This window comes from Halosegnis rubeus (genome assembly GCF_009184545.1).
GTDB classification, from domain to species: domain Archaea; phylum Halobacteriota; class Halobacteria; order Halobacteriales; family Haloarculaceae; genus Halosegnis; species Halosegnis rubeus.
On sequence record NZ_QJOW01000007.1, the window covers coordinates 1 to 25422 of the forward strand.

A 25422-nucleotide genomic window follows, 5' to 3' on the forward strand; every position below is an offset into this window, starting at 1 on the left:
TGCGGGTACTTATATGAACGGGTTTGTAACCCATGCGAACGCGCTCCTCCCCTCCCTACTCGCTCCCTTTGGTCGCTCCTTGAGGAAGGGGACTCCGCGCTACCGCTTCAGTTGAACGTCGCCGTGGATAGTAACTGCTCGGGAGGGTCCGAGCGCGCGTTTTTGATTACTCCGTGAGCGCGGCCTCCGCCTTCTCGCGGAGCCGCCTCGCTTCGGTTCGAGCCGACGGGTACCTCGTTTCGTCGTTTTCTATCTCGCTCATCTCGTCAAGCAGAAAGGCCGCTTCTCTCGGCGTGAGTTCCATACCCATCCTACGCTCCGAGGGGGATTAACCGTGAATTTCAATTCTTTGAATAAAACTTCTAAAAGCGACGTTTTCGGGACTCTCGTGTTCTAATAGAGAGCGTAAACTCACCCTTCAACCAACGTGTTCTAAGAGAGCGTACTGTACTCCGGGGGGTCATCGAGTTTAAACACGAGTTCTAAGAGCGAGTTGCCACAGAGAGTAGATACCTAAGAGTAGTAACCTTAGAGAGAGCGACCCCCTCGAAGGATGAACTTCGGGGCGAAGACTCTCCCAATTTCCCCCAAAATTCAGCCGGTCGAGGGGACACCCCCACCGTTTTGGCCGCGACCCGCGGCCGTTCGATATGGCAATCGACGAATCGACTGTCGGCGAGACGCCGCTCGTGGAACTCGACGCCGGCGTCGCCCCGACGGTGTTCGGAAAGGTGGAGTGGCTGAATCTGCCGGGGGTCGGTCACGGGGGCGGCTCGATCAAGGCGCGTATCGCCGTCGCGATGCTCGACGTCGCCGAGGAAGCGGACCACCTCCCGGGAAAAACGATACTGGAGGCGTCGTCGGGAAACACGGCTCGCGCGCTTGCCCGTATCGGTGCGGCCCGCGGCTACGAGACGGCGTTCGTCGTCCCCGACGACCTCGGGAGCGGGAAACGCGCCGCACTGGAGGCCGCTGGTGCGACCCTCCACGAAGTTCCGGCCGCGGAGGGGTACGATGCTCTGCTCGACCGCGTGACGGAATTAGCGAGCGAGCCGGGCTACTGGCATGCCGGCCAGTATGAGAACGCGACGAATCCCAGCGCTCACGAGCAGACGGGCCGCGAGATCTGGCACCAGACCGACGGCGCGGTGACGGCCTTCGTCGCCGGCGCAGGGACGGGCGGAACGGTCACCGGTGTCGGTCGTACGCTCCACGAGCGCAACCCAGACGTACGCGTCGTCGGCTTCGAACCCGCGACCGAACCCCACGGACTCCACGGGCTGAAATATATGCGCGAGGGCGGCTACCACCCCGACACCTACGACGAGTCCGTCCTGGACGAGAAGCGGTATCTCGCGACGGAGCCGGCCCGCGTCGCCGCGCGCGAGCTCGCGGTCCGACACGCCGACACCGACCCGACCATCGTCGATGCGGGCCAACACGATGGGGAGACGATTCGGGCGACCCTTCGTGTCGACGGGGACTTTCTCGTCGGGCCGACGAGCGGCGGCGCGGTCGCGTGCGTGCGAGAACTCGCCCGCGAGGGCGTACTCGACGGCGCTGACACCGTCGTCGTACCGCTGTGTGACCGCGGCGACACCTACGCCGAGGGTGAGCTGTGGGGCAATCGGCTCTCCTGAGCGTGTGAATTGTCACTAACTGTTATGAATCCGGGCCGACCAGAGTCGATGATGTCAGCCACCTTTGAGCTGTACGAGGACAAGGAAGGGAAGTATCGCTGGCGGCTCCGCCACAGTAACGGCAACATCATCGCCGACTCCGGCGAGGGGTACGCCTCGAAACAGAAGGCCAAACAGGGTATCGAATCGGTGCGGAACAACGCCGTCGACGCCAGCATCGAAGAGCAGTGAGAACCGACACACAGTAACCGCCGAGCCTGCATCCGTCGGTATGGAGACTGCCGTCTTCGCACACGACGACCCCGCCTTCGACGACGCGCTCGACATCCGGACACGGGTGTTCGTGGACGAACAGGACGTGCCGATGGACCGCGAGGTGGACGGAAGGGACCCCGCCGCGACCCACTTTCTCGTCTCCGACCCCGACCCCGTCGCCGTCGCGCGCACCCGCGAGTACGAGGACGGTCTCAAGGTTGAGCGCGTTGCCGTTCTCGCCGATGCACGCGGTGAGGGGTACGGTCACGCCGTGATGGACGCCGTCGAGTCGTACGCGAACGAAGAAGGGTACGACCGGCTCGTCCTCGACGCGCAGGTCCCCGTCGTCGGCTTCTACGAGGCACGCGACTACGAGATACAGGACGACGAGCCGTTCGAGGACGCCGGCATCCCGCACCGCCGGATGGCGAAGTCCGTCTAAGCCCCCCGGGTCGCCGTCGCAAGCGCGTGACCACCTGGTCCCGTCGAAAGCTCTATTCTTCGACCGACGAGCACTGAGTGCAGTGAAGGAGACCAGTGACCGAGGCGGGGGTCGGTGGATACGGGCGGGACTGGTCGGTCTCGGCGGTGGGCTGCTCCTCGTGACGGCCGCGGAAATCGTGTTTTGGGTCGGTATCGCTCGGCTCATCGAACCGACGTTCGTCCTCGGGCTGGCAATGAGCGTCCCCGCGTGTCTGGCACTGCTCGTCGGCGGCTACCGACTACCGTCGACCGTCGTCACACCCGACTACTACGCGCAGATCGCGCTGTTGACCGGCGGATTCGGGGCCCTGTTCGGTGTGTTTTCGTTCCTCACTGGCGTTACCTTCCTTCCGGACGTCATCTGGGCGCTGGTCGGGTCGGTCCGGTGGGGGATTTCGCTGGGGGCAGGCGGCGGCTTCGTCGTCGGCTTCCTGAACGCCCGCAGCGTCGAGCGGGCACTCGACAGCGAACGGGCGTCGATTCGGGCCGAGGCGACCGAACAACAGCGGGAGTATCTCACCTACGTCAACGGACTGCTCCGCCACGAGGTCCTCAACACCGCGAACGTCATCAGTGGCAACGTCGACCTCGCGCGGGAGGCGACCGGCGACGAGGTCGAACAGCGACTCGACACCGACGCCGTGCTCGATGCCGTCGATGACGACGCGATTGCGGCGTATCTCGCCGAGGGCGCGACAAGCGATGACTGAGTGTGCGGTAACGACCCACGCTACGCTTTTTGACTCGACGCGCGTTGTACGCGTATGACCGAAGTAGTTGTCATCGGCGGCGGTCCCGCCGGTCTGAGCGCGGCACTGTTTACAGCGAAGAACGGCCTGGAGACGACGGTCTTCGACACCGACGGCACGTGGATGCACAAGGCGCACCTGTTCAACTATCCGGGGATCGGCTCCGTCGACGGCTCGAACCTACTCGACACGATGCGCGAGCAGGTTGACGACTTCGGCGTCGACCGAAACCAGGGCGTCGAGGTAACCGACGTGGCCGCGACCGACGACGGGTTCGAGGTCACGACCGAGGAGGACAGCCACGACGCTAGCTACGTCGTGCTCGCGACGGGCGCGAACCGCGACCTCGCCGAGGGGCTCGAGTGTGCCTTCACCGACGAGGAGATCGTCGACGTGGACGTGACGATGGAGACCTCAGTCGAGGATGTCTACGCCACGGGCGGAATGGTCCGCGCCGAGGAGTGGCAGGCGGTCATCTCGGCCGGCGACGGCGCTGCGGCCGCGCTCAACATCCTCACGAAGGAGAAGGGCGAACACTACCACGACTTCGACGTGCCGTCGGACGCCGAGGCGGTGTTCGGCTCGATGATCGACGAGGAGTAGACAGACGCGTTCTCTCGTATTTTCACACGTCGAGTGGCGACGCCGTCTCCCAGTAGCGCTCGAAGGTGTCGTGTGCCCATCTCAGGACGCGCTCGTCGTCGCTCTCGACCAGCGCGCGCAACACCTCGCCGTCGTCGCGCAACAGGAAGTAGACGGTGTCGTCGGCGACGCCCATCGCGAAGGAGACGGGCTGGTCGGCCACCCTGATAGTCACGGTGTCGCTGTCGGCGACGGCGCGAAACTGCGTCCACAGCGCGGGGGCGTCTCGCAAAGGCTCGATTGTCGCGTCGGTCACGACGGCCTCGAACTGCTGGGTTCCCTTGACGGTCGCCGCGTGGAGCCGTTCGACCATGTCGCGGTTGAGCGCGTACGAGAGGATGCGGTGGTCGCGGGCGTCGTCGGTGAGTTCGAGGGCGCGCTTCAGCGGGCCGCTCGGGTCGGTCGTCGTCGGGCGCGTAATCATCGCGTCGTGGAGCGCGGTCAGGCCGATATCGAGCTCGTCGGTCGGGAGCCACGGCGCGACGTCTCGGAGGTGTTGTTCCGTCTCCACGACGGTGAGGAGGTCGGCGAAGCCGTCGGCGAGCAGTCCACCGAGCGGCGTCGCGGTGTACCCTTCGTCGGTCCGGCGAATCCAGTCGTTCTCCTCGAAGTCCCGGAGAATCCGGGTGAGCGTCGGCTGTGAGGCCGCCGTCTCCTCCCGGAGGGCGCGCCGCGAGTGTGGCTCGTCGGCGACGGCGCGCAACACCGCCACGCGATTTGGCGAGCGCGCGAGGAACTCGATTGCTTCGAGCGGCTCCGTCATACCCCGGTATGCGCTTTCACCCGACATAGATGATGCGGTCGACTTTCACGGCGTGAAACACCGCCGCGCCGTGTGCGCTACGGCGGGGGTGAAACCACGACTCCGCGTGAATCGGTTTCTGGCCATCCCTATACCGTATCCGGCCTTTCCACGTAGTATGAGCGTCTTTCAGCAGTCGTCCGGTGATTCGCCACAGGAGTCGGTGCCGGGACCGTCCGCCCCTGGTGTGTTCGACCGTATCGTCCTCGCCGTCGACGAAGAGACGGACGAAACCGTCGCCGAGACGGCAGTCGCACTCGCTGCGGCCCACGACGCGACCCTCGACGTGCTCTCGGTCGTCCGGATGTGGTCGTCGGTGGACAACTGGGACGCGGCCGTCGAGCGCCGCGAGGCGAGCGCGGAGCGCGCACTCGATACCGCCGGCGAAATCGCCGCCGAGTCGGGCGTCGAGGCCGAAAAGCGACTCCGCTACGGGTCGCCCGCCGAGGAGATCGGGCTGTACGCCGAGGGGAACGAGGCCGACATCGTCGTCGCCGGCGAGCCGTCCCGCGGTCGACTCGGTCGGATCTTCTCGGGTCGCGCGACGATGGGCGACGTGCGCCGCGCCGTCTCGATGCCCGTGATGACCGTCCCGAGCGTCTGAGCTACCCGACGACCGGCCGGGAGATTATCCACAGCGACAACACGGTGTAGCCGACCATCAACACGACCAACGGGAAGTGACCGCGCTGGGCGGCTTTCGGCGTCGGGTACCGACCCATCGCGACTCGGTGTGCGGCGACGACCGCGACGACGTGACCGACGGTGACGAGTATCACCTGCGACCCCCAGAACACCGGGAGCGACAGCCAGCTAAGTGGCGAAACCGCAACCCCGGTGGTGAGTTCAAGCAGCCGTGTGAGGTTCTCGATGACGTACGGGTAGTTGTGCGCCACGTCGTACGCCGCAGCGATGGGAAGGACGGTCGGTGCAAGCGCCAACGTCGGTCCCCGCGACGTACCAACACCGTCACCGAGACCGAGAGCGTCACCGAGACGAGCGACGGCAAAAAAGAGTCCGACGAAGCCGACGAGGCCAATCACGTACAGCAGGATGCCGGTTGAGGGGCCGAGTCCGAGCAGTTCGCGGGCGTCGAACAGGAGCGTCTGGTACGAGCGGGTGTTCGTGAAGCCGTCGAAGCTGACGGTGAAGACGGTTGCGACGACGAAGACGACGAGCGACGGGTGTTCAAACGGTCGCGTGGTCCCCTGCCACGGTGGACGAAGTGAGACGACGAGCGACCCCGAGTCGGTGCGTACAGTCGAGACCGGAGCCACCCGACCAAGCAGCTGGTAGAACACGCCGAGTGGGTCGGCACGGTCGAACCACGTCGGACCGAACAGGACACCACCAGCGACCATCGCGAGCGCGTACAGCGCGATAATAACGCTCGTGAGCGCCGGCGAGCGCGGAATAATCGTTGCGTTCTCCACGAGTCCGACAAGCAGGAGAAAACCGACGACCGCGGGCCACGAGCCGAGCCGTTCGGGATAGGTTTGTGCGGCAAGTTCCCTCCCCTCCAGCCGACACAGTCCATCATAGACCGCACGCCACGGCGAGAGCACTCGCCACGGCGACCCGACGAGGACGGCAAACAAGCCGACACCGCGGAACCACACCGGCCACGTGAACACGGTGGCGAGATTCTCGGCAGCGACCTGTCGACCGGTGTAGCCGGCGACGAGCGCTCCCGTGACAGCGAGTCCGAAGCCGACCCGCACAACGGTAGCGATGCGTCGGGACGTGCGCGAATCGATCGTGGTGACGGTCCAGCCGTTACCTTCACTCGGCGTATCGTCGGTAATCGCGAGCCACAGCGCCGTCAGCCCGACCGTGCCAGCCGCGCCGACGAACAAGAGCGACAGAGGTATCGGTGCGTCGAACCGCGAACTGCCGATATCGTGTGCGCTGGCGACACCGACGAAGAAGGGAGTGGCCACGAGAGCCGTGGCGAGCATCGATAGCTCCCGACGGCGAGACATACCTCGGGTAGGAGATGGTGGTGAAAAACGCTCGTGGTTCGACCGTCGAAGCACAGAGCAGAGAGGTCTTTATCCACGGTCACCTACCCGAGCTATGCGACGCCGAACGACGGTGGCGGTGCTTGCCATCTGTGCTGTGCTTGGGGCACTCGTGCTGTTCGGGCTGGTCGCCGGACCGAGCGGGCAGCTCACGAGCGAGTGGGTGAGCGATACGCCGCGGGAGAACTCCGTGAACCACCACGCCGTCGGGGTCGGTCCGGATATCGACGTGGTGCTCGCGCCTGTCGCCGAGGTGCCACGCGACGAGGTGGCGATGACGCGCACCTCCTGTTCGCTGGTTCGGCTCGCACCGGATGACGGCACCACGTTGTGGCAAACAGAGATGCCCCCCGACGACTGCGTGACGCACGCGTTGACGGAGCCGGCTATCGGCGATATCGACCGCGACGGGGAGATGGAGGCACTCATCGCAACGACGGAGAACGCGCTCATCGCCTACGAAACAGACGAGGGGAACGAACAGTGGCGCGTCCCGCTGGACACCTTCGGCTACGGGCGACCGACGATTGCCGACCTGCCGCTCGGTCCCGGACCGGAGGTTGTCACCAGCGATATCGGCGGGGAGGTCGTCGCAGTCCACGGGAACGGCACGGTAGCGTGGCGGCAGTCGCTGAACGAGACGGGATGGGAGCGAACGACCGTCTGGCAGTCGCCGACCGTCGCAGATTACGACGCCGACGGCAATAGCGAGATACTGCTCGGCAGCAACAGCGGACCGGTGCTGTTGTCGGCAACCGGTGCTATCGAGTGGCAGCGCGAGGGTGGGGCGACCTACACCGTGACTGCACAGACCGACGACGACCCCGCGATGGAGCTGTTTACCGCCGACACCGACGGCGTCCGCGCGTACGACGGGCGGACGGGAGCACTCGACTGGGAGCGCGAGTTCACCGACGCGCGCATCCGGACGGCGACGGATAGTGACGGCGACGGGCGCGTCGAGCTGTACGTGGGCCGGCTCGGCGGCGAGGTGGTCGCGCTCGACGCCCAAACCGGTGAGACAGAGTGGACGACCGCACTGACCGACGACGACGACACGATTGTTCCGCCACCGGTGCTCGGTGACGTGGACGGTGACGGCGACCACGAAGTGGTCACAGCGCTGAACGATGGCACTGTCGCAGTGCTCGGAACCGAGACGGGCACACAGTTGGCGCTGTATGAACGACCGGTCCCGCTGTGGACCTTCCCAACAGTGGCTGATCTCGATGACGACGGCGCGGCGGAGGTTCTCGCCCGGTACGGCGACGGACGCGTGGTCGCGCTGTCGTATGAGTCACGCGAGGGGCTGTTTGGGCTGTAGCAAGGGCAAGCTCATTAGTTGCTCCCGGGAGAATCGCCGGCAGAATGAATGCGACAGAGATCGGGATACGACTGGCCGCGGGTGTCGGACTAATCCTGCTGAACGGGTTTTTTGTCGCCATCGAGTTCGCGCTGACGCGTGCACGACAGTTCAGCGAAGAGGAGTTCGTCGACGGGAGCGCCGCCCTCGAACGGGCGTGGGAGATGACACAGGAGCTGGAGCTGTATCTCACCACCTGCCAGGTCGGGATTACGGCCTCCTCGATCGCGGTCGGTATCGTCGCCGAGCCGGCACTCGCCGCCCTCTTCGAGCCGCTGTTCGCCGGGAGCAGACTGGCGACCATCGGCGCGGGCGCGCTCATCGGCTACTTCATCATCAACCTCGTCCACCTGACCCACGGCGAGCAGACCCCGACGTATCTCGGGGTCGAGCGGTCGCGGTTCGTCTGCCGGTGGGGCGCACGGCCGCTGCACTGGTTTTACGTGCTCATTTCGCCGATTATCACGCTCGGCGACGCCGTCGCGAAATGGACGCTGAAGCTGTTCGGCGTGGAGATGACCGGCGCGTGGCTCGAAACCGAAGAAGACGCACTGGAGTCGCGTGCCCAGCTGCGAACCCGACTCAGCGACCTGCTGGAGGAGGGTGAACTCACGCGCGAGCGCCGCGAGGAGGTTATTGGCGCACTCGACGCCGACGAGCGACCGATTTCCGATATCCTCGTCGATCGGGCCGACATCGTGTCGCTCTCGACGACGGCCTCACCCGCGGAGAACTTCGAGCGCATCCGAGATACGCCACACACCCGTTTCCCACTCGTGAACGGTGGCCTCGACTCCTTCGAGGGCGTCGTCTACGCGCCCTCCATTATCGACAACTACGAGGCGCTGAGAGACGGGAGCGTCCCCTTCGCCGACATCGCGGCCCCGTCGATGACCCTGCCCGCGAGCACGGCCATCAGCGACGCGTTCGACCGGTTCCAGGCCGAACAGCAGGAACTCGCGCTCGTCGTCGACGGCGACGAAGTCGTCGGCCTGCTCACCGCGACGGACGCGCTGGAGGCAATCATGGGCGATATCGAGGACCCACTCGATTCGGAGTCGGAGGGTCAGTAGCCGGGGTCCATCCGCATCGTCTCGAACCCGTCGGTGAGTTCATCCCACCGGGTTTCGATTTCTTCTGGCGTCCAGCGACCCTCCGTGGCGACGTCCTTCGAGATGGTTCGCTCGCGTTCGGGGTCCGAGACGATAGAAAGGTTCCCGCCCGCGATGGCGAGAGTGACGCCGTTCACGTCCGTCGCGGCCTCGCTGGCGAGAAACACCGGGACGGCGGGCACCAACTGCGGCCCCATGGAGTCCTCGTCGACCCCCTCCATGTCAGGGAGGTCCTCGGTCATCCGGGTGAGTGCGGTCGGCCACATCGCATTGACGCGCACGTCGTACTGGTGGAGCTCTCGCGCCGCGGTGCGCATCAGTCCGAGGATGCCGGCCTTCGCCGCCGAGTAGTTCGACTGGCCCGCGTTGCCGGCGGCGACCCCGCTGGAGACGCAAGTGAGCGAGCGCTGGCGGTCGAAACCGCCCTCGGCCTTCGAGCGCTCGCGCCAGTGGCGCGACACGGCCCGGACCAGCGAGAAGTGGCCCTTCAGGTGGACGTTGACGACGGCGTCCCACTCGGCTTCGTCCATGTTGAACACCATCGAGTCCCGGAGGATACCGGCGAAGTTGATGTCGCCGTGGACGGCTCCGTACGCATCGACGGTGTCGGCGACGAGCTGTTCGGTGTATTCGAGGTCGCTCACGTCACCGAAGTGGGCCATCGCCTCGCCGCCTCGCTCCTCGATTCGTTCGACCGTCGATGCGGCCGGCTCGGGGTCCGTTCCCTCGCCGTCGACGGCCACGCCGAGGTCGTTCACCACGACCGTCGCGCCGTGGTCGGCCATCGCGACCGCCGTCTCCTCGCCTAATCCACCGCCCGCCCCGCAGACAATCTGTACCGTGTTCTCAAGCATCACGCACGGCTACAGAGACGGAGTATATCAGTCCCCCCGCCAGAGCCGCTCACGGCGAACAACCAGATTGGCCCTGTCGCCGGTTCGGTCACCTATTCACCGGCCAGGTAGCAGACGCCGAGGAGACACAGCGCTGGGTGCGCGACGGCCACCCGTCTGCGGGCCGCAACCAATCCGAACGCCTCGTGGAACGTCCGGTCCTCGCGGGCGGCGAGCACCGTCGCCGCGACGGCTGCACTCCGCGAGACGCCGGCGCGACAGTGGACGAGCACGCTGTCGCGTTCACGCACGAGTCGGTCGGTGGTCGCGACCGCGCGGGGGAAGTCGGCGTAGTCGGCTCCCGGACCGTCCACGAGCGGGCGATGGTGCGTCGTCGCCTCGGTCGGCTCGGGTGTCTGGGAGACGACGGCGTCGAAACCCACTGTGGCGGCAGCGCGGTTTCCAAGAAACAGTGTCTCGGTTAGTCGCCGACACTCGGGAGTCTCACTCACAGCGCCGAGCGGGCGAACAGCCAGATTGTGCGACGCGTGGCTAGTCACCACGGGCGAACCGCGCCTGTTCGAGCGTTACCGATCCAGCCCGAGGTCGTTGCTCATCGAGTTGCCCGGTCGGGGAATCCCCTTCGCGGTGTAGGTCTCGCCGGCGATGAACGAGGCGGCGGGCGAGGAGAGGAAGACGGCGAGGTCTGCAATCTCCTCGGGGTAGCCGATGCGGCGGTGGGTCTGCTCGCGGTCGGGCATGTCGGACTCGTCGATACCGAGCGTCTGGGCGACGCCGGGGGTCTGGATGAGCCCGGGCGCGATGCAGTTGACGCGGACGCCGTCGTCGGACCACTCGGTCGCGAGCGTCTCGGTCAGCCGGATGATACCGGCCTTGGCCGCGCCGTAGTGGCTCTCGCCCGGAGCGGCGTGTTGGCCGTTCACCGAGGCCATGTTGATGATGACGCCCTCGCCGTCGCCGTTGCGGAGGTACTTTCCGGCGACGTTACAACAGCGGTAGGTGCCACCGAGGTTCAGGTCGGTGACGGAGTCCCAGCCGTTCTCGGAGATGTCCTCGAAGTTGGCGACGAACTCGCCGCCGGCGTTGTTGATGACCACGTCCAGTCCGCCGAGTTCGTCGGCGGCGTTCTCGAAGAAGGCCTCCACGTCGTCGCGGTCGCGCACGTCACACTCGAAGGCGACGGCCTCGCCGGGCACGTCGGCGTCGTTGATGTCGTCGGCGACGGGACCGACGCGGTCCATCGACCGCGAGCAGATCGCCACGTCCGCGCCCGCGGCGGCGAACGTCTCTGCGATGGACTGGCCGATACCCTGTGATGCGCCCGTGATGAGGACGCGCTTGCCGTCGACGCTGAAGTCGGGTTGCTGCATACCGGAGTGGCTCGCGCGACCCACTTCGCTCTATCGTTCGCGTCGCTCGAGCAGGAGCACGCCCCCGAGGATTGCAAGCCCCGCTGCGAGAAAGAGCACGACGAGGACGAGGGGACCGCGGCTCCCGAGCAGGAAGGTTCGGACGGCGGCGACCGCGAGCGCGAGCGCGCCGACGAGTGCGCCGACGAGCCACCCCGACGGCGAGAACTCCTCCTCGGAGCGTCGTGGTTCGACCATACGCGAGGAAGTGGCGACAACCGTATGCCTCTGTCGGAACGCCTACCTTCCCGCTCTCGCATACGCCGGTATGCGACAGCTTCGATTCCACGACCCCGACGGCGACGTTCGACTCGGTGAACTCGACGGCGACGAGGTCACTGCGTTCCCGAAACAGGCCAGTCGGCTCGACTCGACGGCGACCTTCTCCCGCGAGGAGGTAGAGACGCTCCCCCCGTGTGAACCGTCGAAAATCGTCTGTGTCGGCCGCAACTACGCCGACCACGCCGAGGAGATGGGCAGCGACGTGCCCGACCGTCCGCTCTTCTTCCTGAAGCCGCCGAACGCGGTCGCGAGCGACGGCGACGACCTGACGCTTCCGAGCGGGAAACAGCGGCTCGACTACGAGGCCGAAATCGCGGTCGTCATCGGCGAGCGCGCGACTAACCTCGACGAGAGCGAGGCGATGGCCCACATCGCCGGCTTCACCTGCATGAACGACGTGTCCAACCGAGACGACCAGCAGAAGGAGCAAAACTGGGTTCGCGGCAAGGCGTTCGACGACAGCGCACCCCTCGGGCCGGTGCTCGCGACGCCCGACGAGGTGCCCGCAGATGCACGCATCCAGTGTCGCGTCAACGGCGAGACTCGACAGGACGCCACGCGTGAACACTTCATCTTCTCCGTCCCCGAACTGCTCGCTGACATCACGAGCTACGTCACCCTCGAACCCGGCGACGTGCTCTCGACCGGGACGCCGGAGGGCGTCGGCCCGCTCGCCGACGGCGACACCGTCGAGATAAGACTGGAAGGCGTCGGCACGCTCACGAACACGGTGACGATTCCGTAGCCGGCGACGAGGGCACTTTTATCGCGGTCGGGAGGCGAGAGACGGCTATGGTTCGACGCTACGAGTGGGTCGTGTACGGACTGCTCACGGCGACGGCACTGCTGGGTGTCGCGTTGTGGGGCCGGCTCCCCGATTCGATGGCGATTCACTTCTCCGGGGGCGGAGACCCCAACACCTTCGTCTCGAAGCCGGTTGGGGTGGTGCTCGCCCCGGCAATCGGTATCGGAGCCGTCATCCTGATGCAACACGGTCCCGCGGGACTGTCGAGAAGCTACGAGTCGCCGGCGATGAAGCGCGCGAGCGCGCTGTTTGCCGGCAGCGTGGTCGCGCTCGCACAACTGTACGTGTACGCGTGGAACCTCGGCTACCGGTATCCGACGTGGATGCTCCTCACGCCGGTGTTTGCCGGTGCTGTCGTACTCATCGCCTACCGGTGGCGGACGGAGGGGATGACGTGACCCTCCGTCGCGTCGACGGTGTCGGCGTCGGCGCGACCCTGCTGACCGCGCTCGGACTGGCAGCCGTGTATCCCCAACTGCCGGCTCGACTCGCCACCCACTGGAACCTCGCGAACGAGGTGGACAGGACGATGAGCAAACCCGTCTTCGTTGGGTTCAGCCTCGCGCTCGTCGCCGGAACGTACGGCTTCATGCGTGTCGTGCCGCGGCTCGACCCCGACGCCGACGTGACGGACGCGCTGTACGAGACGGTGGTCGCGGTGACGGTCGTGTTCATCGTCGCCGTGAACGCCTACGTCGTCGCCGTGAATCTCGGCTCCCCGATTCCCGTCGACGTGGCGCTCCCCGTCGGGCTGGCCGGCTTGTACGCCGTCCTCGGGACGGCGATGGTACGGTTCGACGGCACGGCACACGGGACGTGGCCGACGACGCCCGAGGGTCGAACGTACGTGAACGACGTGCTCGGCAGGAGTTTCCAGCTCGCGGCGGTGCTCACGCTGGCCGCGCTCGCGTTCCCCGCCTACACGACGCCCCTCGTTGTCGGTATCACCGTGGTCGCGCCGCTGCTCGCGCTCGCGTACGCCGCGGCGACGCTGGACGAGTCGGGCTGACGGGTACCCTGAAATCCCCCGGACGAGAAGCCGACACATGAGCACCGAACGGTTCCTGTTCGTCTCCGCGGACGCCACACTGATTACCGACCTCGCGTGGCAAGTCCACGAAGAGGGCCACGACGTGAAGTACTACATCGAGGCCGACAGCGACAGAGAGATCGGCGACGGCTTCGTCCCGAAGACGGACGACTGGCGCGGCGAAGTGGAGTGGGCCGACGTGATTATCTTCGACGACATCTGGGTCGGCTCAGACATCGGAACGGGTGAACTCGCTCAGGAACTGCGCGGGCAGGGGAAGGCCGTCGTCGGTGGAACACAGAACACGGACCGGCTGGAGGAAGACCGCGGCTACGCGATGGACGTGCTCGAATCCGAGGGCGTCAACACCGTCGAACACCACGTCTTCGAGTCGTTCGAGGCGGGGATTCACCACGTCGAGGAACACCCCGCCGCGTACGTCATCAAGCCGCTCGGCAAGGTGCAGAACGTGAAGCGACTGCTCTACGTCGGCAACGAGGACGACGGCAGCGATGTGGTCGATGTGTTGCGCGCCTACGAGAGGGCGTGGGGCCACCGGATGAAGGGGTTCCAGCTCCAGCGCAAGGTCGAGGGCGTCGAGATCGCTGTCTGTGGCTTCTTCGACGGCGAGCGGTTCATCGACCGCGTCAACTTCAACTTGAGCACAAGAAGCTGTTCCCCGGAAACATCGGTCCCTCGACCGGGGAGATGGGCACCTCGATGTTCTGGGCCGGCAAGAACGAACTGTTCGAGGAGACGCTCGGCAAACTGGAAGAGTGGCTCGCCGCAGAGGGCTACGTCGGCAGCATCGACCTCAACTGCATCGTGAACGAGACGGGTATCTACCCGCTCGAGTTCACCCCGCGGTTCGGCTACCCGACCATCGCGCTCCAAGAGGAATCACTCGAATCCGGCACCGGCGCGTTCTTTGCTGCACTCGCCCGCGGCGAGAACCCGTCGCCCGAAGTGCACACGGGGTATCAGGTCGGCGTCCGGGTCGTCCTGCCGCCGTTCCCGTTCGACGACGAGGAGACCTACGACGAGAACTCCCGCAACGCGGCGGTGGTGTTTCAGTCGGAGTCGCGTGCGGGCATCCACCTCGAGGACACAAAACGCGTCGACGGCCAGTGGCGCGCGGCCGGCGAGAGCGGGATGCCGCTCGTCGTCACGGGGAAAAGCGAGACGATGCAGGCCGCCCGCGAGCAGGCGTACGGGCGCGTTGAGGACGTGCTCATCCCGAACCTCTACTACCGCGACGACATCGGCGAGCGCTGGGTGGACGGCGACGGCGACAGATTGCAGGCGTGGGGGGTATCTCGGCCCGAGCGCGTGACCGCGGGAGAAACGCCTAACTTTAGGTTCGCCTAATCAGTAGATGTGAACGGACGGTGAGTGACACCGAAGTGTGTGTCGTCGGCGCGGGACCGGCCGGCGCGCTCGTGGCGAACAGGCTCGCGAGCGACGGCCACGAGGTGACGATACTGGAGGCCGGTCCACGGTTCGAGGAACGCGACACCGAGCGGATGGAACAGGCGCTGCGCCCCGGCCTGTCGGACCTCGGCGTCTGGGGGATGGGCGGCCCGCGGGACGCCTTCTCCACGACCGGGCGCTTCTACCCGCTGAACAGCACCCGCGTGAAGGGGGTCGGCGGCTCGACGAACCACTGGCAGGGGATGGTGTACCGGCTCCACGAGGCCGACTTCGCCGGCGACAACAACGGTCCGGCGTGGCCCATCTCGTACGCGGACCTCCGGCCGTACTATCTCGCCGCCGAGCGCGCTATCGGCGTCGCCGGCGATTCAGAGAACCCGTACGCGCCGCCCCGAGACGAACCGCACCCGATGGGCGCGTTTCCGCCGTCGTACTCGGATTCGCTGTTCGCCGACGCCTGCCGACAGGTCGGCGTCACGACCCACTCGGTCGGGAACGCGCGCAACTCAGAGGCGTACGACAACCGGGCCGCGTGTGTCGGCTACGGCACCTGCAAGCCGGTGTGTCCCTCCGGCGCGCGCTACGACGCAACCCACACGATTGCGGCCGCCGAGGAACGCGGCGTCGAGGTCATCGCCGACGCGCCGGTCCAGCGACTCGACACCGACGCGTCCGGCGAGCAGGTGACCCGCGCGGTCTACGTCCGCGAGGGCAGCCAGCAGGAACTGACGGCCGACCGGTTCGTACTTGCGGCCGGCGGCATCGAGATTCCGCGACTCCTCCTGCTGTCGGCCAACGAGAGCCACCCCGACGGGCTGGCGAACGGCTCCGGTGCCGTCGGGCGCTACTTCCACGAGCACGTCTTCGCCGGCACGGGCGGCCGCATCGACGAGCCGACCCGCCAGAACCACGTCGGCTTTACTACCTCCGAGAGCCACCAGTTCTACGACGACCCCGGTGCTGGCACGGAGACGATACCGGCCAGCGACGAGTCGCTTGCACCGTTCAAGTTGGAGTTTCTCAACTACGGCGGCCCGTCGGGAACGGGACAGGCCATTGTCCGGCGCGCGCTTGCGGGGGACAGTTGGGGCGACGACCTGCTCGCGGAGTTACGCGAGAGCTACGGGAATCAGTTAGCGATGGGTGGTCTCGTCGGCCAGCCACCCCGCGCCGAAAACCGCATCCGACTGGACGAGGAGACGACGGACGACCACGGGAATCCGGTTCCCGAGATCCAGTGGACGCTCGATGAACGGACGAAGCGAACGATTCGCCGCGCGACCGAAATCCAACGACACATCTTCGAGGCGTTGGGGGCGCGCATCGAGTGGCAGACCACGCCCGAGACGACCGGCCCGGCCGCTCATCACATGGGTACCACCCGGATGAGCAGCGACCCCAAATCGGGGGTCGTCCGCCCCGACTGCCGGACCCACGAGGTGTCGAATCTGTGGGTCGCCTCCTCGTCGGTGTTCCCCAACGGCGGGGCGTTGAATCCGACGCTCACCATCGCCGCGCTCGCGCTGTCGTGTGCAGATTCCGTCGCCGAGAGCTTGTGAGAACAAAGTGAAGGCGTCAGCGGCTCAGTAGTCCCACCGCTCGATGGCGATTTTCTTGTCGGTGTAGAAGTGAATCATGTCTTCACCCTGGGCGTGGAGGTCTCCGAAGAACGAGTCCTTCTGCCCGCCGAAGTGGAAGAACGCCATCGGCGCGGCGGTGCCGGCGTTGATGGCGAGGTTGCCGGCCTCGGCATCCTCCTTGAACTTCCGGGCGTCGCGCCCGCTGTCGGTGAACAGACTCGCCGCGTTGCCGAACCGACTCTGATTCATCGTCTCGATTGCCTCGTCGATATCGGAGACGGTCGCCAGCGAGAGCACCGGCCCGAAGATCTCCTCGTCGACGATGGTCATGCCGGGTTCGACGTTCTCGAACAGACACGGCCCGAGGAAGTTGCCGTCGTCGTCGGCCTCCCAATCGCGGCCGTCGTGGATGAGGTCGGCTCCCTCGTCCATGCCCGTCTGTATCATCTCGCGGACCGACGCCTCGTGTTCGGGCGTGATGAGCGGGCCGATGGTGGTCTCGTCGTCGAGACCGTTGCCGAGCACCTGCGATTCGACCTCTTCGAGGGCCGCCGCCCGGAACTCGTCGTACACCGATTCGTCGACCAGTACAACGTCGTTCGCGAGACACCGCTCGCCCGAGCAGGCGAGCGCGGAGTTGACGGACTGCTCGGCGGCGAACTCCACGTCGGCGGATTCGGCGACGATGACGTGGTTTTTTGCACCGCCCTGCGCCTGCACGCGCTTACCGTTGGCGGCGGCCGTCTCGTAGACGTGCCGGGCGATTGGCGTGCTGCCAACGAAGGAGACGCCTTCCACGTCGTCGTGTTCGAGGAGGGCGTTGACGGTGTCCGGGCCACCGTTGAGTAAGCTGACGACCCCCGGCGGGAAGCCGGCCTCGTCGATGAGTTCGAACAGGTACTGTGAGGTGAGCGGGTCGCGCTCGCTCGGCTTGAGGATGAAGGCGTTGCCGGTCGCGACGGCGTACGGCAGGAACCACAGCGGAATCATCCCCGGGAAGTTGAACGGCGTAATCGCCGTGTAGACGCCCTGTGGCTGTCTAACGGCGCTCTCGTCGATATCCGGCGCGGCGTGCTGGAGCGTCCCCGACTGCATCATCGACGGAATCCCGCAGGCGACCTCGACGTTCTCGATACCGCGGCGGAGTTCGCCCCGCGCCTCGCCTAGCGTCTTCCCGTGTTCCTCGACCAGCGTGCGCGCCATGTCGTCCTGGTGTTCTTCGAGGAGCTGTTTCAGCTTGAACAGCGGCTGGATGCGCTCCTCGACGGGTTGTTTGCTCCACGTCTCGAAGGCGGCGAGCGCCTCGCTCACCGTGTCGTCCACGTCGGACTCGGAGCTGAATCGCGTCGTCGCGAGCGTCTCGCCCGTCGCCGGATTGACTACCGGGTGTGACTCCTCGCCGGTCGGGTCGGCCCACTCGCCACCCGCGTAGTTGCGTACGGTCTCCGTTTCCGTGACTGCGCCAAATGGTGCCATGGGATAGAGGCGTGACAGAGCGGTATAAATCTTGATTCGCCGTTAGCTTCGCCGCGGGCTGTCAGGAGCGAGCGCGTCGTCGTACAGCCGGACGAACAGCTCCTCGATTTCGGTCTGTGTCGGCTTGCGCGGATTGTTGTCGGGCGACCCCGAGTCGATTGCGTCCTGTGCCATCTTCCCGACCACGTCGAGATACTCCTCGCGGGGCGGGACGGTCCCGTACTCGTCGAGGTAGTCGGCGAGGTCGATGTCCGAACAGAGGTCGTGGACACCCTCCACGGCGGCCTCAGCCGCGGCGCGGTCGCTCATCTCGTCGTCGTCGACTCCCATCGTCCGGGCGATGTCGGCGTAGTCTTCGGGCGCGGCGATGAGTGAAAACTCCATCACGTACGGGAGCAGGAGTCCGTTCGCCAGCCCGTGTGGGATGTGCAGTTGTGCCCCGAGCGGGCGCGCCATGCCGTGGACGAGTGCGACCGATGAGTTCGTGAACGCCTGTCCGGCCTGTAGCTGGCCGATAAGCGTCTCCGTGCGGGCCTCGATGTTCTCGCCGTTGGCCCACGCCTTCGGGAGCGCGTCGGCCATCCGGCGGATGGCGTTAGTCGCGAAGTCATCGGAGACGCTGTAGGACTTCACCGAAACGTACGCCTCGATGGCGTGGGTGAGCGCGTCGATACCCGTGAAGGCGGTGTGGCTCTGTGGGAGTGACACCGTGAGTTCGGGGTCCTCGATGGCGACGGTCGGGACGACGTTCTTCGAAACAATGAGGAACTTCGTCGACGTGGACTCGTCGCTGACGACGACAGACCGGGTCGCCTCGCTCCCGGTTCCAGTCGTCGTGTTGACCGCGATAATCGGCGGCGTCGGGTTCGGGACGCCTTCGTAGCCGGCCTTGTCGACCCCGAAGTCGCGGATGTCGCCATCGTTTGCCGCGAGGATTCCTACCCCTTTTCCCGTGTCAATCGAGGAGCCACCCCCGAGCGTGACGATAAGGTCACAGCCGCCCTCGACGTAGCGCTCGTGGGCGGCCTCGATGTTCTCGACGGTCGGGTCTGGCCGTACCTCGTCGTAGACCACCACCTCGACGCCCGCGTCGGTGAGCAACTGCTCGATGCGCTCGCCGTGGATGTCGTAGATTTCGGCGGAGGCGACCAGTAAGGCGGTGTCGCCGTAGGTGTCGGCGTACTCGCCGACCGTCTCGACTGCTCCACGGCCCAGTTCGATTTTTCCCGGCGAGACGACGAGCCGGGATTCGTGTGCCGGTGTACCAGATGGCATGGTCGTATGTCACAACCACACGACATAGATGTTACGAGAGAGCCACTCTCAATACGGAGCGACCGGCGAGGCGAGCAGTCCGGCGTCGACGAGCAGGAGCACGGCGACGACGGCCCCGGCACGGAAGAACGGCCGTGCCTCGCGGGCGGGCTCCCGGAGTTTGTCGGCGTCGAGTCCCTCCCGGAGTCGCGCGCTCCCGATTTCGACGAGCGCGGTGAGCACGAGCCAGAGGACGAGCATCGCGAGCACGAGGTGACCGCGGAACGTCCCGGTGAGCATCTCGATACTGTAGAAGTTCCCCGCTTGGTGACCGCCCGTCAGGAACAGGACGACGGCCGAGCTGCGGGAGACCGTCGTGAGCCGGCCAGTGACCTGTTTGAGCGCGTCGGGCTGGATGTCGCCTGCGACGGCGGTCGGATTCACGGCGAGCGCGACGTAGAGCACGCTCCCGGTGAGCAGTGTACCGAAGACCATGTGAAGCACGTAGGAGATTGCATCGACGATCATACGCCGAGATAGAGGGCGGGCATCCTGAATCCACCGCTCGTGGCCTGGAGGTTGCTGTCGTTCGTGTACCACACACGCGGTGTGGGTGTCCACCGTTCGTGTATCACACACGCGGTGTGAGCACTCTTAAGAATGCCCCGCTGTTTTCACCGGGTATGGAACCACGAGACCTCTCGACGCACGTGCCCTACGAGGCGGGCCGTGGCATCGAGGAGACGGCTCGCGAACTCGGGATGGACCCCGACGAGCTGGTGAAGCTCTCCTCGAACGAGAACGCGTGGGGACCGTCGCCGAAGGCGGTCGTCGCGCTCCGGGAGTCGGCCGCGACGGTCCACGCCTACCCGAAGGCCTCACACACCGACCTGACCGCGGCCCTCGCCGACCGGTTTTCGGTCGAAGACGACCAGGTGTGGCTCGCCAACGGCGGCGACGGTGCCCTCGATTATCTGGCCCGCGCGCTCCTCGCACCCGGCGATGAAGTGCTCGTCTCGGACCCCGGCTTCGCCTACTACGCCATGTCGGCCCGCTTTCACCACGGACAGGTGAACAAGTACCCGATTCGGAAGGCAGACGACTTCGAGCAGACCGCCGAGGGCGTGCTCGACTACTACGACGGCGAGCGCGTTGTCTACGTCACCTCGCCGCACAACCCCGCAGGCACGGAGATGCCACTCGGGGAGGTGAGGAAGCTCGCCGACGCCACCGACGAGGAGACGCTCGTCGTCGTGGACGAGGCGTACGGCGAGTTCTCCGAGACGCCATCGGCAGTCGAACTCACCCGCGAGCGCGACGACGTGGCCGTGCTTCGGACCTTCTCGAAGGCGTTCGGGCTGGCGGGCTGTCGGCTCGGCTACGCCATCGTCCCCCGCGACTGGAGCGAGGCGTACGCCCGCGTCAACACTCCCTTCGCGGCGAGTGAGCTCGCCTGTCGCGCCGGACTCGCGGCCCTCGACGACACCGATCACGTCGAGCAGACCGTTGAGGGCGTCCGCGACGCGAGAGAGTACATGTACGATAACCTCGACTGCCCGACGTGGGAGTCACAGGGGAACTTCGTGCTCGCCGAAGTGGGCGACGGCACCCGCGTCTTCGAGGCCGCCAAGCAGGAGGGTGTCATCATCCGCGACACCTCCTCGTTCGGCCTGCCGGAGTGTGTTCGCATCACCGCCGGCACGCCTGCCATGACCGAACGCGCCGTCGAGGTCATCAACGGGGCACTATGAGGGTCGCCGTCACCGGCACGCCGGGGACGGGCAAGACCACCGCCGTCGACGCTGTGGAGACGGACCTCGACGTTGTGCACCTGAACGAGGTTATCAAGTCCGAAGGGTTCGACACCGGACGCGACGACCAGCGCGGTTCGCGCGTCGCCGACATGGACGCGCTTGGCGAGTGGCTCGGCGACCGCGACTGCCTCGTCGAGTCGCATCTCGCCCACCACTTCCCGGCAGATCGGGTCGTCGTGCTCCGGTGTCACCCGGACGACCTCGAAACGCGGCTCACCGAGCGCGGCGAGAGCGTCGAGAAGGCTCGCGAGAATGCAGAGGCAGAAGCACTCGACGTAGTGCTCTCGGAGGCCGTTGCGAACCACGGGCGGGAGTCGGTGTACGAGATCGACACGACCCACCGGACGCCCGAGGAAGTGGCGAGAGAGATAGAGACCGTCGTCGCCGACGAGCGCGAGCCGTCGGCCGGCACGGTCGATTTCATCGGGTGGCTATGACGCTCGACCAGTATCGCAGCGTCTCCGACCGCCTGCTCACCCCCGTGGTTCGGGTCGCGATACGGCTCGGCCTGACGCCGAACGCGATTTCCGTCGTCGCCATCGCGACGGCGGGCGCGGCGGGCGCGGCCTACTGGCTCGCCGACCCCGGCTCCATGCTGTATCTGCTCGGCGCGTTCCTCGTGTTAGCGAACGGCCTGCTCGACGTGCTCGACGGGATGGTCGCCCGCCAGACCGAGACCGACTCGCCGGGCGGTGACCTCATCGACCACGTGCTCGACCGCTACGCCGACATCCTCCTGCTTGTCGGACTGGCGGGCGGGACCGGCGAGTTCGCCATCGGTATCGCGGCCGTCACGGGCGTGTTGATGACCTCCTATCTCGGGACGCAGGCGCAGGCCGTCGGCTTGGACCGCGTCTACGGCGGCTTGGTCGGGCGCGCCGACCGACTCGCCATCATCGGTATCACCACCGGTATCGCGGCGTTCACGACCGTCTCGTATCGGGGGCTGTCGCTCGTCGGACTCCTGCTCGTCTTCTTTGCCGTCGTCAGCCACGTCACCGCACTCCAGCGGTTCTACTACGCGCTGCGCGCGCTGGAGTGAGCGAGCGGTCCTTTTAAGCCCGCTACGCTACCCCCTGCAGGTATGAAAGCCACCGCGAAGGCCCACCCGATTCAGGGGCTCATCAAGTACCACGGGATGCGCGACGCCGAGCGTCGCTTCCCGTATCACGACTCCATCAGCGTCTGTACGGCTCCGTCACACTCGAAGACGACCGCCGAGTTCGACGAGGCGCTCGACGGCGACGAGATCGTCATCGACGGCGAATCCGTCGACGGGCGCGGGCGCGAGCGCGTCGAGATGGTCGTCGACCACGTGCGCGAGCTGGCAGATATCGACGCCCCCGTGCGCTTCTACTCCGAGAACAACTTCCCGACGAACATCGGCTTCGGCTCCTCCTCGTCCGGATTCGCGGCCGCGGCGATGGCACTCGTCGAGGCGGCTGGACTGGATATGACCCGACCCGAGATTTCGACGGTCGCCCGGCGCGGCTCTTCCTCGGCGGCGCGGGCGGTGACGGGCGCGTTCTCCCAACTCGACGCCGGGATGAACGACGAGGACTGTCGTGCCCACCGCATCGAGACGGACCTCGAAGACGATCTCCGCATCGTCGCGGCGGAGGTCCCGGCGTTCAAACACACCGAAGCCGCCCACGACGAGGCTGAAGCCTCCCACATGTTCGAGGCGCGACTCGCCCACATCCACCAGCAGATGTCGGATATGCGCGACGCGCTCCGTCGTGGCGACTTCGACGAGACGTTCGAACTCGCGGAACACGACTCGCTGTCGCTCGCCGCGACGACGATGACAGGGCCTGCGGCGTGGGTGTACTGGCAGCCCGAGACGCTGGAGATCTTCGAAACCGTCCGTAAACTTCGCGGTGAAGGGGTTCCCGTCTACTACTCGACGGATACCGGTGCGTCCGTCTACGTGAACACGACCGCCGAGCACGTCGACCGCGTCGAGAGCGCCATCGCCGAGCTCGTCCCGACGCGCGTCTGGGAGGTCGGCGGTCCCGCCCGGATTCTCGACGACTCCGAAGCCCTGTTCTGACGACGCGGCGAGGACACACGCGGGGGGTTCAAGCGGCCGGCCCACTAATTATCGCGTATGCATGTTGCCGTCTTCGGCGCTGGGTACGCCGGGCTGACCGCGGTCCGCCGGCTCGAACGCACACTCCCCGACAGCGTCGGCCTGACGCTCGTCACCGACGAACCCTATCATCTGGTCCAACACGAACTCCACCGGGCGATTCGCCGCCCGGACGTGACCGACACCATCTGTCTCCCGCTCGAACACGTGACCGGCCGTGCGACCCTCCGCATCGAGCGCGTCGAGTCCATCGACCCCGCGGCCGGCACCGCGACGCTCGCCGACGGCGACATCGAGTACGACTACGCCGCCGTCTGTCTCGGAGCCGAAACCGCCTTCCACGGTCTCGAGGGCGTCGAGGAGCACGCGCTTCCGCTCAAGCGACTCGAACATGCAGAGCGCATCCGGGCGGCCGTCCACGCCGCCGAAGGGGGCGATATCGTCGTGGGCGGTGGCGGTCTCTCCGGAATTCAGGTCGCCGGCGAACTCGCCGCGCTCGCCGAGGAGGAGGAGTACGACGCGGACATCACGCTTGTCGAGCGGAACGAGTCGGTCGCCTCGGGCTTCGAATCGGCGTTTCAGCGCGCGGTCCTCGAGGAACTGACCGAGCGGGACGTAACGGTACGGACCGGCGTCGGCGTCACCGGCGCGGACGACGACCGCGTCCACCTCGACACCGACGAGTCACTTGCCTACGAGACGCTCGTCTGGACCGGAGGTATCCGTGGTCCGGACGCGCTGGCCGGCGACCGCGCCGCGACGCGGGAGACGCTGCGCGGCGAAAACGGGACCTTCTACGTCGGCGATAGCGCGCGCGTGACGGACGCGAACGGCGCGGCCGTCCCGGCGAGTGCCCAGACGGCGCTACGCGAGGCGAAGGTGGCCGCCGACAACATCGCCGCGCTCGTGGATCACGACCTGTCAGGGTCGGGGGGCTTTGCTCCGTCGCTGGACCGCTACAGCTTCGACTCGCCGGGCTGGGTCGTGACGGTCGGCGACGGCGCGGTCGCACAGGTCGGTCCGACCGTCCTCCGCGGGCAGGCGGCCCGCACCGCGAAGGCGAGTATCGGTGCGGCACACCTCTCCTCGGTGGGGGCGATTACGAACGCCTCGACGCTGGTGCGCGACGAGCTGTAATCAGACGAATGGGACGCCGACGGCCGACGGAGAGGTGACGTTCGCGGCCGCGAGCACGGAGAGCACGACGACGGAGGCGACCCACGCGACGAGCGAGATACCCGCGGCGGTCGTCCAGCCGACGCGGTAGCGGCTGCGCACGACGAGTAGATACGACAACAGCGTCGCGACCGGGCCGACGACTGGGATACCGCCGACGAGCCAGCCGACGACACCCCACACGAGCGCACCGAGCGCGGCCGTCACGACGGCGTGGCTGTAATCACGGCTCGACGCGAGCAGACTCGCCCCGACGTGGATGCCGATACCACCGACGAGCAGGCTGACGACGAAGACGACGACGTTGTCGGAGAGTGCCATCACCCGCCCGAGGCGGGCCACCCTCAAAGCGATTGTGTCGGCGACAGCCCGTCGGGAAGCGCGGTCGCGTCGACCAGCGGCGTCATAATAGCGTCCGACTCGGGGAGGTCAGCGTCGAGTCCGGCCGCGGTCGCGACGGTGGCGAGGAAGGTCGCCTCGCGACACGGTAGCTCGGTCGCCGCGCCCGGGTCACGACCGTCGTGGTGGGCAAGCGCGCCCTCGATACCGCGCGCGACGACGGTCGGGTCCCCGTCGAGAAGTCCTTCGAGGAACGCGACGCGGCCGCCGTAGAGCCGCTGTTCCTCGCGAGCGGTCGTCTCGAAGAAGCCGGCCGTCGCGAGTCGCGTCGTCTCGGCCGCGAGGCGGTCGGTGGCTTCGGCCACGGTTTCGTCGTCACCTGCGGCCCCGGCGGCGAGCGCGCGGTAGTAGTCGATGTCGAGCGAACCCCGCTCGTCGAGTTCGGCGAGCGTCGCCTGCTCTGTCGCCCGCGAGAGCCGCCGAGCCAGTCCCGGGACGGCCTGCTTTGCACCGGCGAGCGTCGCCGCGCGCAGCGCGAAGTACCGCTCGGCGGCGACGTTCGTCCCGGCGTCGGCCGCACCGGCGTGGAGATTGCTCGCCGCGTCGAACCGCCGGCGCGCGCCGTGGGGGTCATCCTCGATTCCGAGTTGTCCGGCGGCGACCTTCTCGCCGAGCGTGGCTGTCGTCGCCCGGTACGGACCGACCGCCTCGGGGACGCCACGCGCCAGTTTATTTGTGCGCTCGGTGAACGTCTCGCGTTCCTCGGCCAGCCAGCCGTCGAGTCGCTGCATACGAACGGTAGGCGTGGAAGAG

Annotated in this window: 29 protein-coding genes and 1 pseudogene; 18 read left to right on the forward strand and 12 right to left on the reverse strand. The window is 66.6% G+C overall.

The features are described 5' to 3' along the window. Nucleotides 1-166: 166 nt before the first annotated feature. Nucleotides 167-304 (reverse strand): hypothetical protein, encoded by a 138-nt coding sequence (locus DMP03_RS14400; protein ID WP_172967156.1) that lies wholly within the window; start codon nucleotides 302-304, stop codon nucleotides 167-169. A gap of 346 nt (nucleotides 305-650) precedes the next feature. Here DMP03_RS14400 and DMP03_RS12685 point away from each other — a divergent pair, with 346 nt between their 5' ends. From DMP03_RS12685 to DMP03_RS12705, 5 genes are all read left to right on the forward strand, one after another. Further along, nucleotides 651-1640, forward strand: a complete 990-nt coding sequence (locus DMP03_RS12685; RefSeq protein ID WP_152120918.1) for a PLP-dependent cysteine synthase family protein — start codon at nucleotides 651-653, stop codon at nucleotides 1638-1640. A 51-nt stretch (nucleotides 1641-1691) separates the two neighbouring features. Next, nucleotides 1692-1871 carry an HVO_2922 family protein gene (locus DMP03_RS12690; protein WP_152120919.1) on the forward strand — a complete coding sequence of 60 codons (180 nt, stop codon included), beginning with the start codon at nucleotides 1692-1694 and terminating at the stop codon, nucleotides 1869-1871. Nucleotides 1872-1911: 40 nt separating this feature from the next. Further along, entirely contained in the window at nucleotides 1912-2337 is a 426-nt protein-coding gene (locus tag DMP03_RS12695; protein WP_152120920.1) for a GNAT family N-acetyltransferase, read from the forward strand. 82 nt (nucleotides 2338-2419) lie between these two features. Next, the gene (locus DMP03_RS12700) at nucleotides 2420-3088 is read left to right on the forward strand and encodes a hypothetical protein (RefSeq protein WP_152120921.1); all 669 of its coding nucleotides are present in this window, start codon (nucleotides 2420-2422) and stop codon (nucleotides 3086-3088) included. Between the two features lie 54 nt (nucleotides 3089-3142). Then, the gene (locus tag DMP03_RS12705; protein WP_152120922.1) at nucleotides 3143-3730 is read left to right on the forward strand and encodes an NAD(P)/FAD-dependent oxidoreductase; all 588 of its coding nucleotides are present in this window, start codon (nucleotides 3143-3145) and stop codon (nucleotides 3728-3730) included. A gap of 22 nt (nucleotides 3731-3752) precedes the next feature. Here the strand turns inward: DMP03_RS12705 and DMP03_RS12710 are convergent, their stop codons facing one another. Beyond that, on the reverse strand, nucleotides 3753-4532 hold the full coding sequence (locus DMP03_RS12710) for a helix-turn-helix transcriptional regulator (protein ID WP_152120923.1): 780 nt from the start codon (nucleotides 4530-4532) through the stop codon (nucleotides 3753-3755). Between the two features lie 157 nt (nucleotides 4533-4689). Between DMP03_RS12710 and DMP03_RS12715 the strand changes: the two genes are divergently transcribed. Further along, nucleotides 4690-5175, forward strand: a complete 486-nt coding sequence (locus DMP03_RS12715; protein ID WP_152120924.1) for a universal stress protein — start codon at nucleotides 4690-4692, stop codon at nucleotides 5173-5175. Nucleotide 5176: 1 nt separating this feature from the next. Here the strand turns inward: DMP03_RS12715 and DMP03_RS12720 are convergent, their stop codons facing one another. Further along, nucleotides 5177-6553 carry a hypothetical protein gene (locus DMP03_RS12720; protein WP_172967157.1) on the reverse strand — a complete coding sequence of 459 codons (1377 nt, stop codon included), beginning with the start codon at nucleotides 6551-6553 and terminating at the stop codon, nucleotides 5177-5179. 94 nt (nucleotides 6554-6647) lie between these two features. Here DMP03_RS12720 and DMP03_RS12725 point away from each other — a divergent pair, with 94 nt between their 5' ends. Continuing rightward, complete coding sequence (locus tag DMP03_RS12725) at nucleotides 6648-7916, forward strand: outer membrane protein assembly factor BamB family protein (RefSeq protein ID WP_152120925.1); 1269 nt, start codon at nucleotides 6648-6650, stop codon at nucleotides 7914-7916. A 44-nt stretch (nucleotides 7917-7960) separates the two neighbouring features. After that, nucleotides 7961-9028 carry a hemolysin family protein gene (locus DMP03_RS12730; protein ID WP_152120926.1) on the forward strand — a complete coding sequence of 356 codons (1068 nt, stop codon included), beginning with the start codon at nucleotides 7961-7963 and terminating at the stop codon, nucleotides 9026-9028. Here the strand turns inward: DMP03_RS12730 and DMP03_RS12735 are convergent. The 4 genes from DMP03_RS12735 to DMP03_RS12750 form a co-directional block, all read right to left on the reverse strand. Beyond that, on the reverse strand, nucleotides 9022-9921 hold the full coding sequence (locus DMP03_RS12735; RefSeq protein ID WP_152120927.1) for an SDR family NAD(P)-dependent oxidoreductase: 900 nt from the start codon (nucleotides 9919-9921) through the stop codon (nucleotides 9022-9024). The two genes, DMP03_RS12730 and DMP03_RS12735, sit on opposite strands and share 7 nt — an antisense overlap. A gap of 92 nt (nucleotides 9922-10013) precedes the next feature. Then, a complete protein-coding gene (locus tag DMP03_RS12740) occupies nucleotides 10014-10343 on the reverse strand; it encodes a dual specificity protein phosphatase family protein (protein WP_225870814.1) in 330 nt (109 codons plus the stop codon). 144 nt (nucleotides 10344-10487) lie between these two features. Then, entirely contained in the window at nucleotides 10488-11291 is an 804-nt protein-coding gene (locus DMP03_RS12745) for an SDR family NAD(P)-dependent oxidoreductase (RefSeq protein WP_152120929.1), read from the reverse strand. Nucleotides 11292-11321: 30 nt separating this feature from the next. Further along, on the reverse strand, nucleotides 11322-11528 hold the full coding sequence (locus tag DMP03_RS12750) for a hypothetical protein (RefSeq protein WP_152120930.1): 207 nt from the start codon (nucleotides 11526-11528) through the stop codon (nucleotides 11322-11324). A 70-nt stretch (nucleotides 11529-11598) separates the two neighbouring features. Here DMP03_RS12750 and DMP03_RS12755 point away from each other — a divergent pair, with 70 nt between their 5' ends. The 5 genes and pseudogenes from DMP03_RS12755 (at nucleotide 11599) to DMP03_RS12770 (ending at nucleotide 16437) form a co-directional block, all read left to right on the forward strand. Further along, nucleotides 11599-12357, forward strand: coding sequence for a fumarylacetoacetate hydrolase family protein (locus DMP03_RS12755; RefSeq protein WP_152120931.1), 759 nt, complete (start codon nucleotides 11599-11601; stop codon nucleotides 12355-12357). Nucleotides 12358-12404: 47 nt separating this feature from the next. Next, entirely contained in the window at nucleotides 12405-12815 is a 411-nt protein-coding gene (locus DMP03_RS14405) for a DUF1648 domain-containing protein (protein WP_152134266.1), read from the forward strand. After that, the gene (locus DMP03_RS14410; RefSeq protein WP_172967158.1) at nucleotides 12812-13426 is read left to right on the forward strand and encodes a DUF1648 domain-containing protein; all 615 of its coding nucleotides are present in this window, start codon (nucleotides 12812-12814) and stop codon (nucleotides 13424-13426) included. The genes DMP03_RS14405 and DMP03_RS14410 overlap by 4 nt, the downstream gene beginning before the upstream one ends. A 37-nt stretch (nucleotides 13427-13463) precedes the next feature. Further along, a pseudogene (locus DMP03_RS14850) lies at nucleotides 13464-14815 on the forward strand (phosphoribosylamine--glycine ligase). Between the two features lie 20 nt (nucleotides 14816-14835). Next, on the forward strand, nucleotides 14836-16437 hold the full coding sequence (locus DMP03_RS12770; protein WP_225870817.1) for a GMC family oxidoreductase: 1602 nt from the start codon (nucleotides 14836-14838) through the stop codon (nucleotides 16435-16437). A 24-nt stretch (nucleotides 16438-16461) separates the two neighbouring features. Here DMP03_RS12770 and DMP03_RS12775 read toward each other — a convergent pair whose 3' ends face one another. From DMP03_RS12775 to DMP03_RS12785, 3 genes are read right to left on the reverse strand one after another with little or no spacing between them, the layout of a single operon-like run. Next, the gene (locus tag DMP03_RS12775; RefSeq protein WP_152120934.1) at nucleotides 16462-17934 is read right to left on the reverse strand and encodes a CoA-acylating methylmalonate-semialdehyde dehydrogenase; all 1473 of its coding nucleotides are present in this window, start codon (nucleotides 17932-17934) and stop codon (nucleotides 16462-16464) included. A 42-nt stretch (nucleotides 17935-17976) separates the two neighbouring features. Next, complete coding sequence (locus DMP03_RS12780; RefSeq protein ID WP_152120935.1) at nucleotides 17977-19209, reverse strand: iron-containing alcohol dehydrogenase; 1233 nt, start codon at nucleotides 19207-19209, stop codon at nucleotides 17977-17979. 48 nt (nucleotides 19210-19257) lie between these two features. Beyond that, the gene (locus tag DMP03_RS12785; protein ID WP_152120936.1) at nucleotides 19258-19716 is read right to left on the reverse strand and encodes a CopD family protein; all 459 of its coding nucleotides are present in this window, start codon (nucleotides 19714-19716) and stop codon (nucleotides 19258-19260) included. Nucleotides 19717-19871: 155 nt separating this feature from the next. Between DMP03_RS12785 and hisC the strand changes: the two genes are divergently transcribed. From hisC to DMP03_RS12810, 5 genes are read left to right on the forward strand one after another with little or no spacing between them, the layout of a single operon-like run. Beyond that, entirely contained in the window at nucleotides 19872-20939 is a 1068-nt protein-coding gene (hisC, locus tag DMP03_RS12790; protein ID WP_152120937.1) for a histidinol-phosphate transaminase, read from the forward strand. Next, nucleotides 20936-21439, forward strand: coding sequence for an adenylate kinase family protein (locus DMP03_RS12795; RefSeq protein ID WP_152120938.1), 504 nt, complete (start codon nucleotides 20936-20938; stop codon nucleotides 21437-21439). Before hisC ends, DMP03_RS12795 begins: the two co-directional genes overlap by 4 nt. Further along, on the forward strand, nucleotides 21436-22044 hold the full coding sequence (locus tag DMP03_RS12800) for a CDP-alcohol phosphatidyltransferase family protein (RefSeq protein WP_152120939.1): 609 nt from the start codon (nucleotides 21436-21438) through the stop codon (nucleotides 22042-22044). Before DMP03_RS12795 ends, DMP03_RS12800 begins: the two co-directional genes overlap by 4 nt. Before the next feature lie 42 nt (nucleotides 22045-22086). After that, nucleotides 22087-23055, forward strand: coding sequence for a phosphomevalonate decarboxylase MvaD (gene mvaD / locus DMP03_RS12805; RefSeq protein WP_152120940.1), 969 nt, complete (start codon nucleotides 22087-22089; stop codon nucleotides 23053-23055). Between the two features lie 57 nt (nucleotides 23056-23112). Continuing rightward, complete coding sequence (locus DMP03_RS12810) at nucleotides 23113-24231, forward strand: NAD(P)/FAD-dependent oxidoreductase (RefSeq protein ID WP_152120941.1); 1119 nt, start codon at nucleotides 23113-23115, stop codon at nucleotides 24229-24231. On the opposite strand, the gene DMP03_RS12815 is transcribed toward DMP03_RS12810, so the two are convergent. Together DMP03_RS12815 and DMP03_RS12820 are read right to left on the reverse strand one after the other, a co-directional pair. Continuing rightward, nucleotides 24232-24591, reverse strand: a complete 360-nt coding sequence (locus tag DMP03_RS12815) for a hypothetical protein (protein ID WP_152120942.1) — start codon at nucleotides 24589-24591, stop codon at nucleotides 24232-24234. A 23-nt stretch (nucleotides 24592-24614) separates the two neighbouring features. Continuing rightward, nucleotides 24615-25400 (reverse strand): hypothetical protein, encoded by a 786-nt coding sequence (locus DMP03_RS12820; protein ID WP_152120943.1) that lies wholly within the window; start codon nucleotides 25398-25400, stop codon nucleotides 24615-24617. Between the last annotated feature and the right edge of the window lie 22 nt (nucleotides 25401-25422).

Coding starts and splice junctions, on each gene's coding strand:
- DMP03_RS12715 (WP_152120924.1), top strand. CDS start 4,690: ATGAGCGTCTTTCAGCAGTCGTCCGGTGATTCGCCACAGGAGTCGGTG.
- DMP03_RS14405 (WP_152134266.1), top strand. CDS start 12,405: ATGGTTCGACGCTACGAGTGGGTCGTGTACGGACTGCTCACGGCGACG.
- mvaD (WP_152120940.1), top strand. CDS start 22,087: ATGAAAGCCACCGCGAAGGCCCACCCGATTCAGGGGCTCATCAAGTAC.
- DMP03_RS12750 (WP_152120930.1), bottom strand. CDS start 11,528: ATGGTCGAACCACGACGCTCCGAGGAGGAGTTCTCGCCGTCGGGGTGG.
- DMP03_RS14400 (WP_172967156.1), bottom strand. CDS start 304: ATGGAACTCACGCCGAGAGAAGCGGCCTTTCTGCTTGACGAGATGAGC.
- DMP03_RS12725 (WP_152120925.1), top strand. CDS start 6,648: ATGCGACGCCGAACGACGGTGGCGGTGCTTGCCATCTGTGCTGTGCTT.
- DMP03_RS12800 (WP_152120939.1), top strand. CDS start 21,436: ATGACGCTCGACCAGTATCGCAGCGTCTCCGACCGCCTGCTCACCCCC.
- DMP03_RS12780 (WP_152120935.1), bottom strand. CDS start 19,209: ATGCCATCTGGTACACCGGCACACGAATCCCGGCTCGTCGTCTCGCCG.
- DMP03_RS12795 (WP_152120938.1), top strand. CDS start 20,936: ATGAGGGTCGCCGTCACCGGCACGCCGGGGACGGGCAAGACCACCGCC.
- DMP03_RS12810 (WP_152120941.1), top strand. CDS start 23,113: ATGCATGTTGCCGTCTTCGGCGCTGGGTACGCCGGGCTGACCGCGGTC.
- DMP03_RS12710 (WP_152120923.1), bottom strand. CDS start 4,532: ATGACGGAGCCGCTCGAAGCAATCGAGTTCCTCGCGCGCTCGCCAAAT.
- DMP03_RS12690 (WP_152120919.1), top strand. CDS start 1,692: ATGTCAGCCACCTTTGAGCTGTACGAGGACAAGGAAGGGAAGTATCGC.
- DMP03_RS12695 (WP_152120920.1), top strand. CDS start 1,912: ATGGAGACTGCCGTCTTCGCACACGACGACCCCGCCTTCGACGACGCG.
- DMP03_RS12705 (WP_152120922.1), top strand. CDS start 3,143: ATGACCGAAGTAGTTGTCATCGGCGGCGGTCCCGCCGGTCTGAGCGCG.
- DMP03_RS12820 (WP_152120943.1), bottom strand. CDS start 25,400: ATGCAGCGACTCGACGGCTGGCTGGCCGAGGAACGCGAGACGTTCACC.
- DMP03_RS12785 (WP_152120936.1), bottom strand. CDS start 19,716: ATGATCGTCGATGCAATCTCCTACGTGCTTCACATGGTCTTCGGTACA.
- DMP03_RS12775 (WP_152120934.1), bottom strand. CDS start 17,934: ATGGCACCATTTGGCGCAGTCACGGAAACGGAGACCGTACGCAACTAC.
- DMP03_RS12815 (WP_152120942.1), bottom strand. CDS start 24,591: ATGGCACTCTCCGACAACGTCGTCGTCTTCGTCGTCAGCCTGCTCGTC.
- hisC (WP_152120937.1), top strand. CDS start 19,872: ATGGAACCACGAGACCTCTCGACGCACGTGCCCTACGAGGCGGGCCGT.
- DMP03_RS12735 (WP_152120927.1), bottom strand. CDS start 9,921: ATGCTTGAGAACACGGTACAGATTGTCTGCGGGGCGGGCGGTGGATTA.
- DMP03_RS12730 (WP_152120926.1), top strand. CDS start 7,961: ATGAATGCGACAGAGATCGGGATACGACTGGCCGCGGGTGTCGGACTA.
- DMP03_RS12720 (WP_172967157.1), bottom strand. CDS start 6,553: ATGTCTCGCCGTCGGGAGCTATCGATGCTCGCCACGGCTCTCGTGGCC.
- DMP03_RS12745 (WP_152120929.1), bottom strand. CDS start 11,291: ATGCAGCAACCCGACTTCAGCGTCGACGGCAAGCGCGTCCTCATCACG.
- DMP03_RS12755 (WP_152120931.1), top strand. CDS start 11,599: ATGCGACAGCTTCGATTCCACGACCCCGACGGCGACGTTCGACTCGGT.
- DMP03_RS12685 (WP_152120918.1), top strand. CDS start 651: ATGGCAATCGACGAATCGACTGTCGGCGAGACGCCGCTCGTGGAACTC.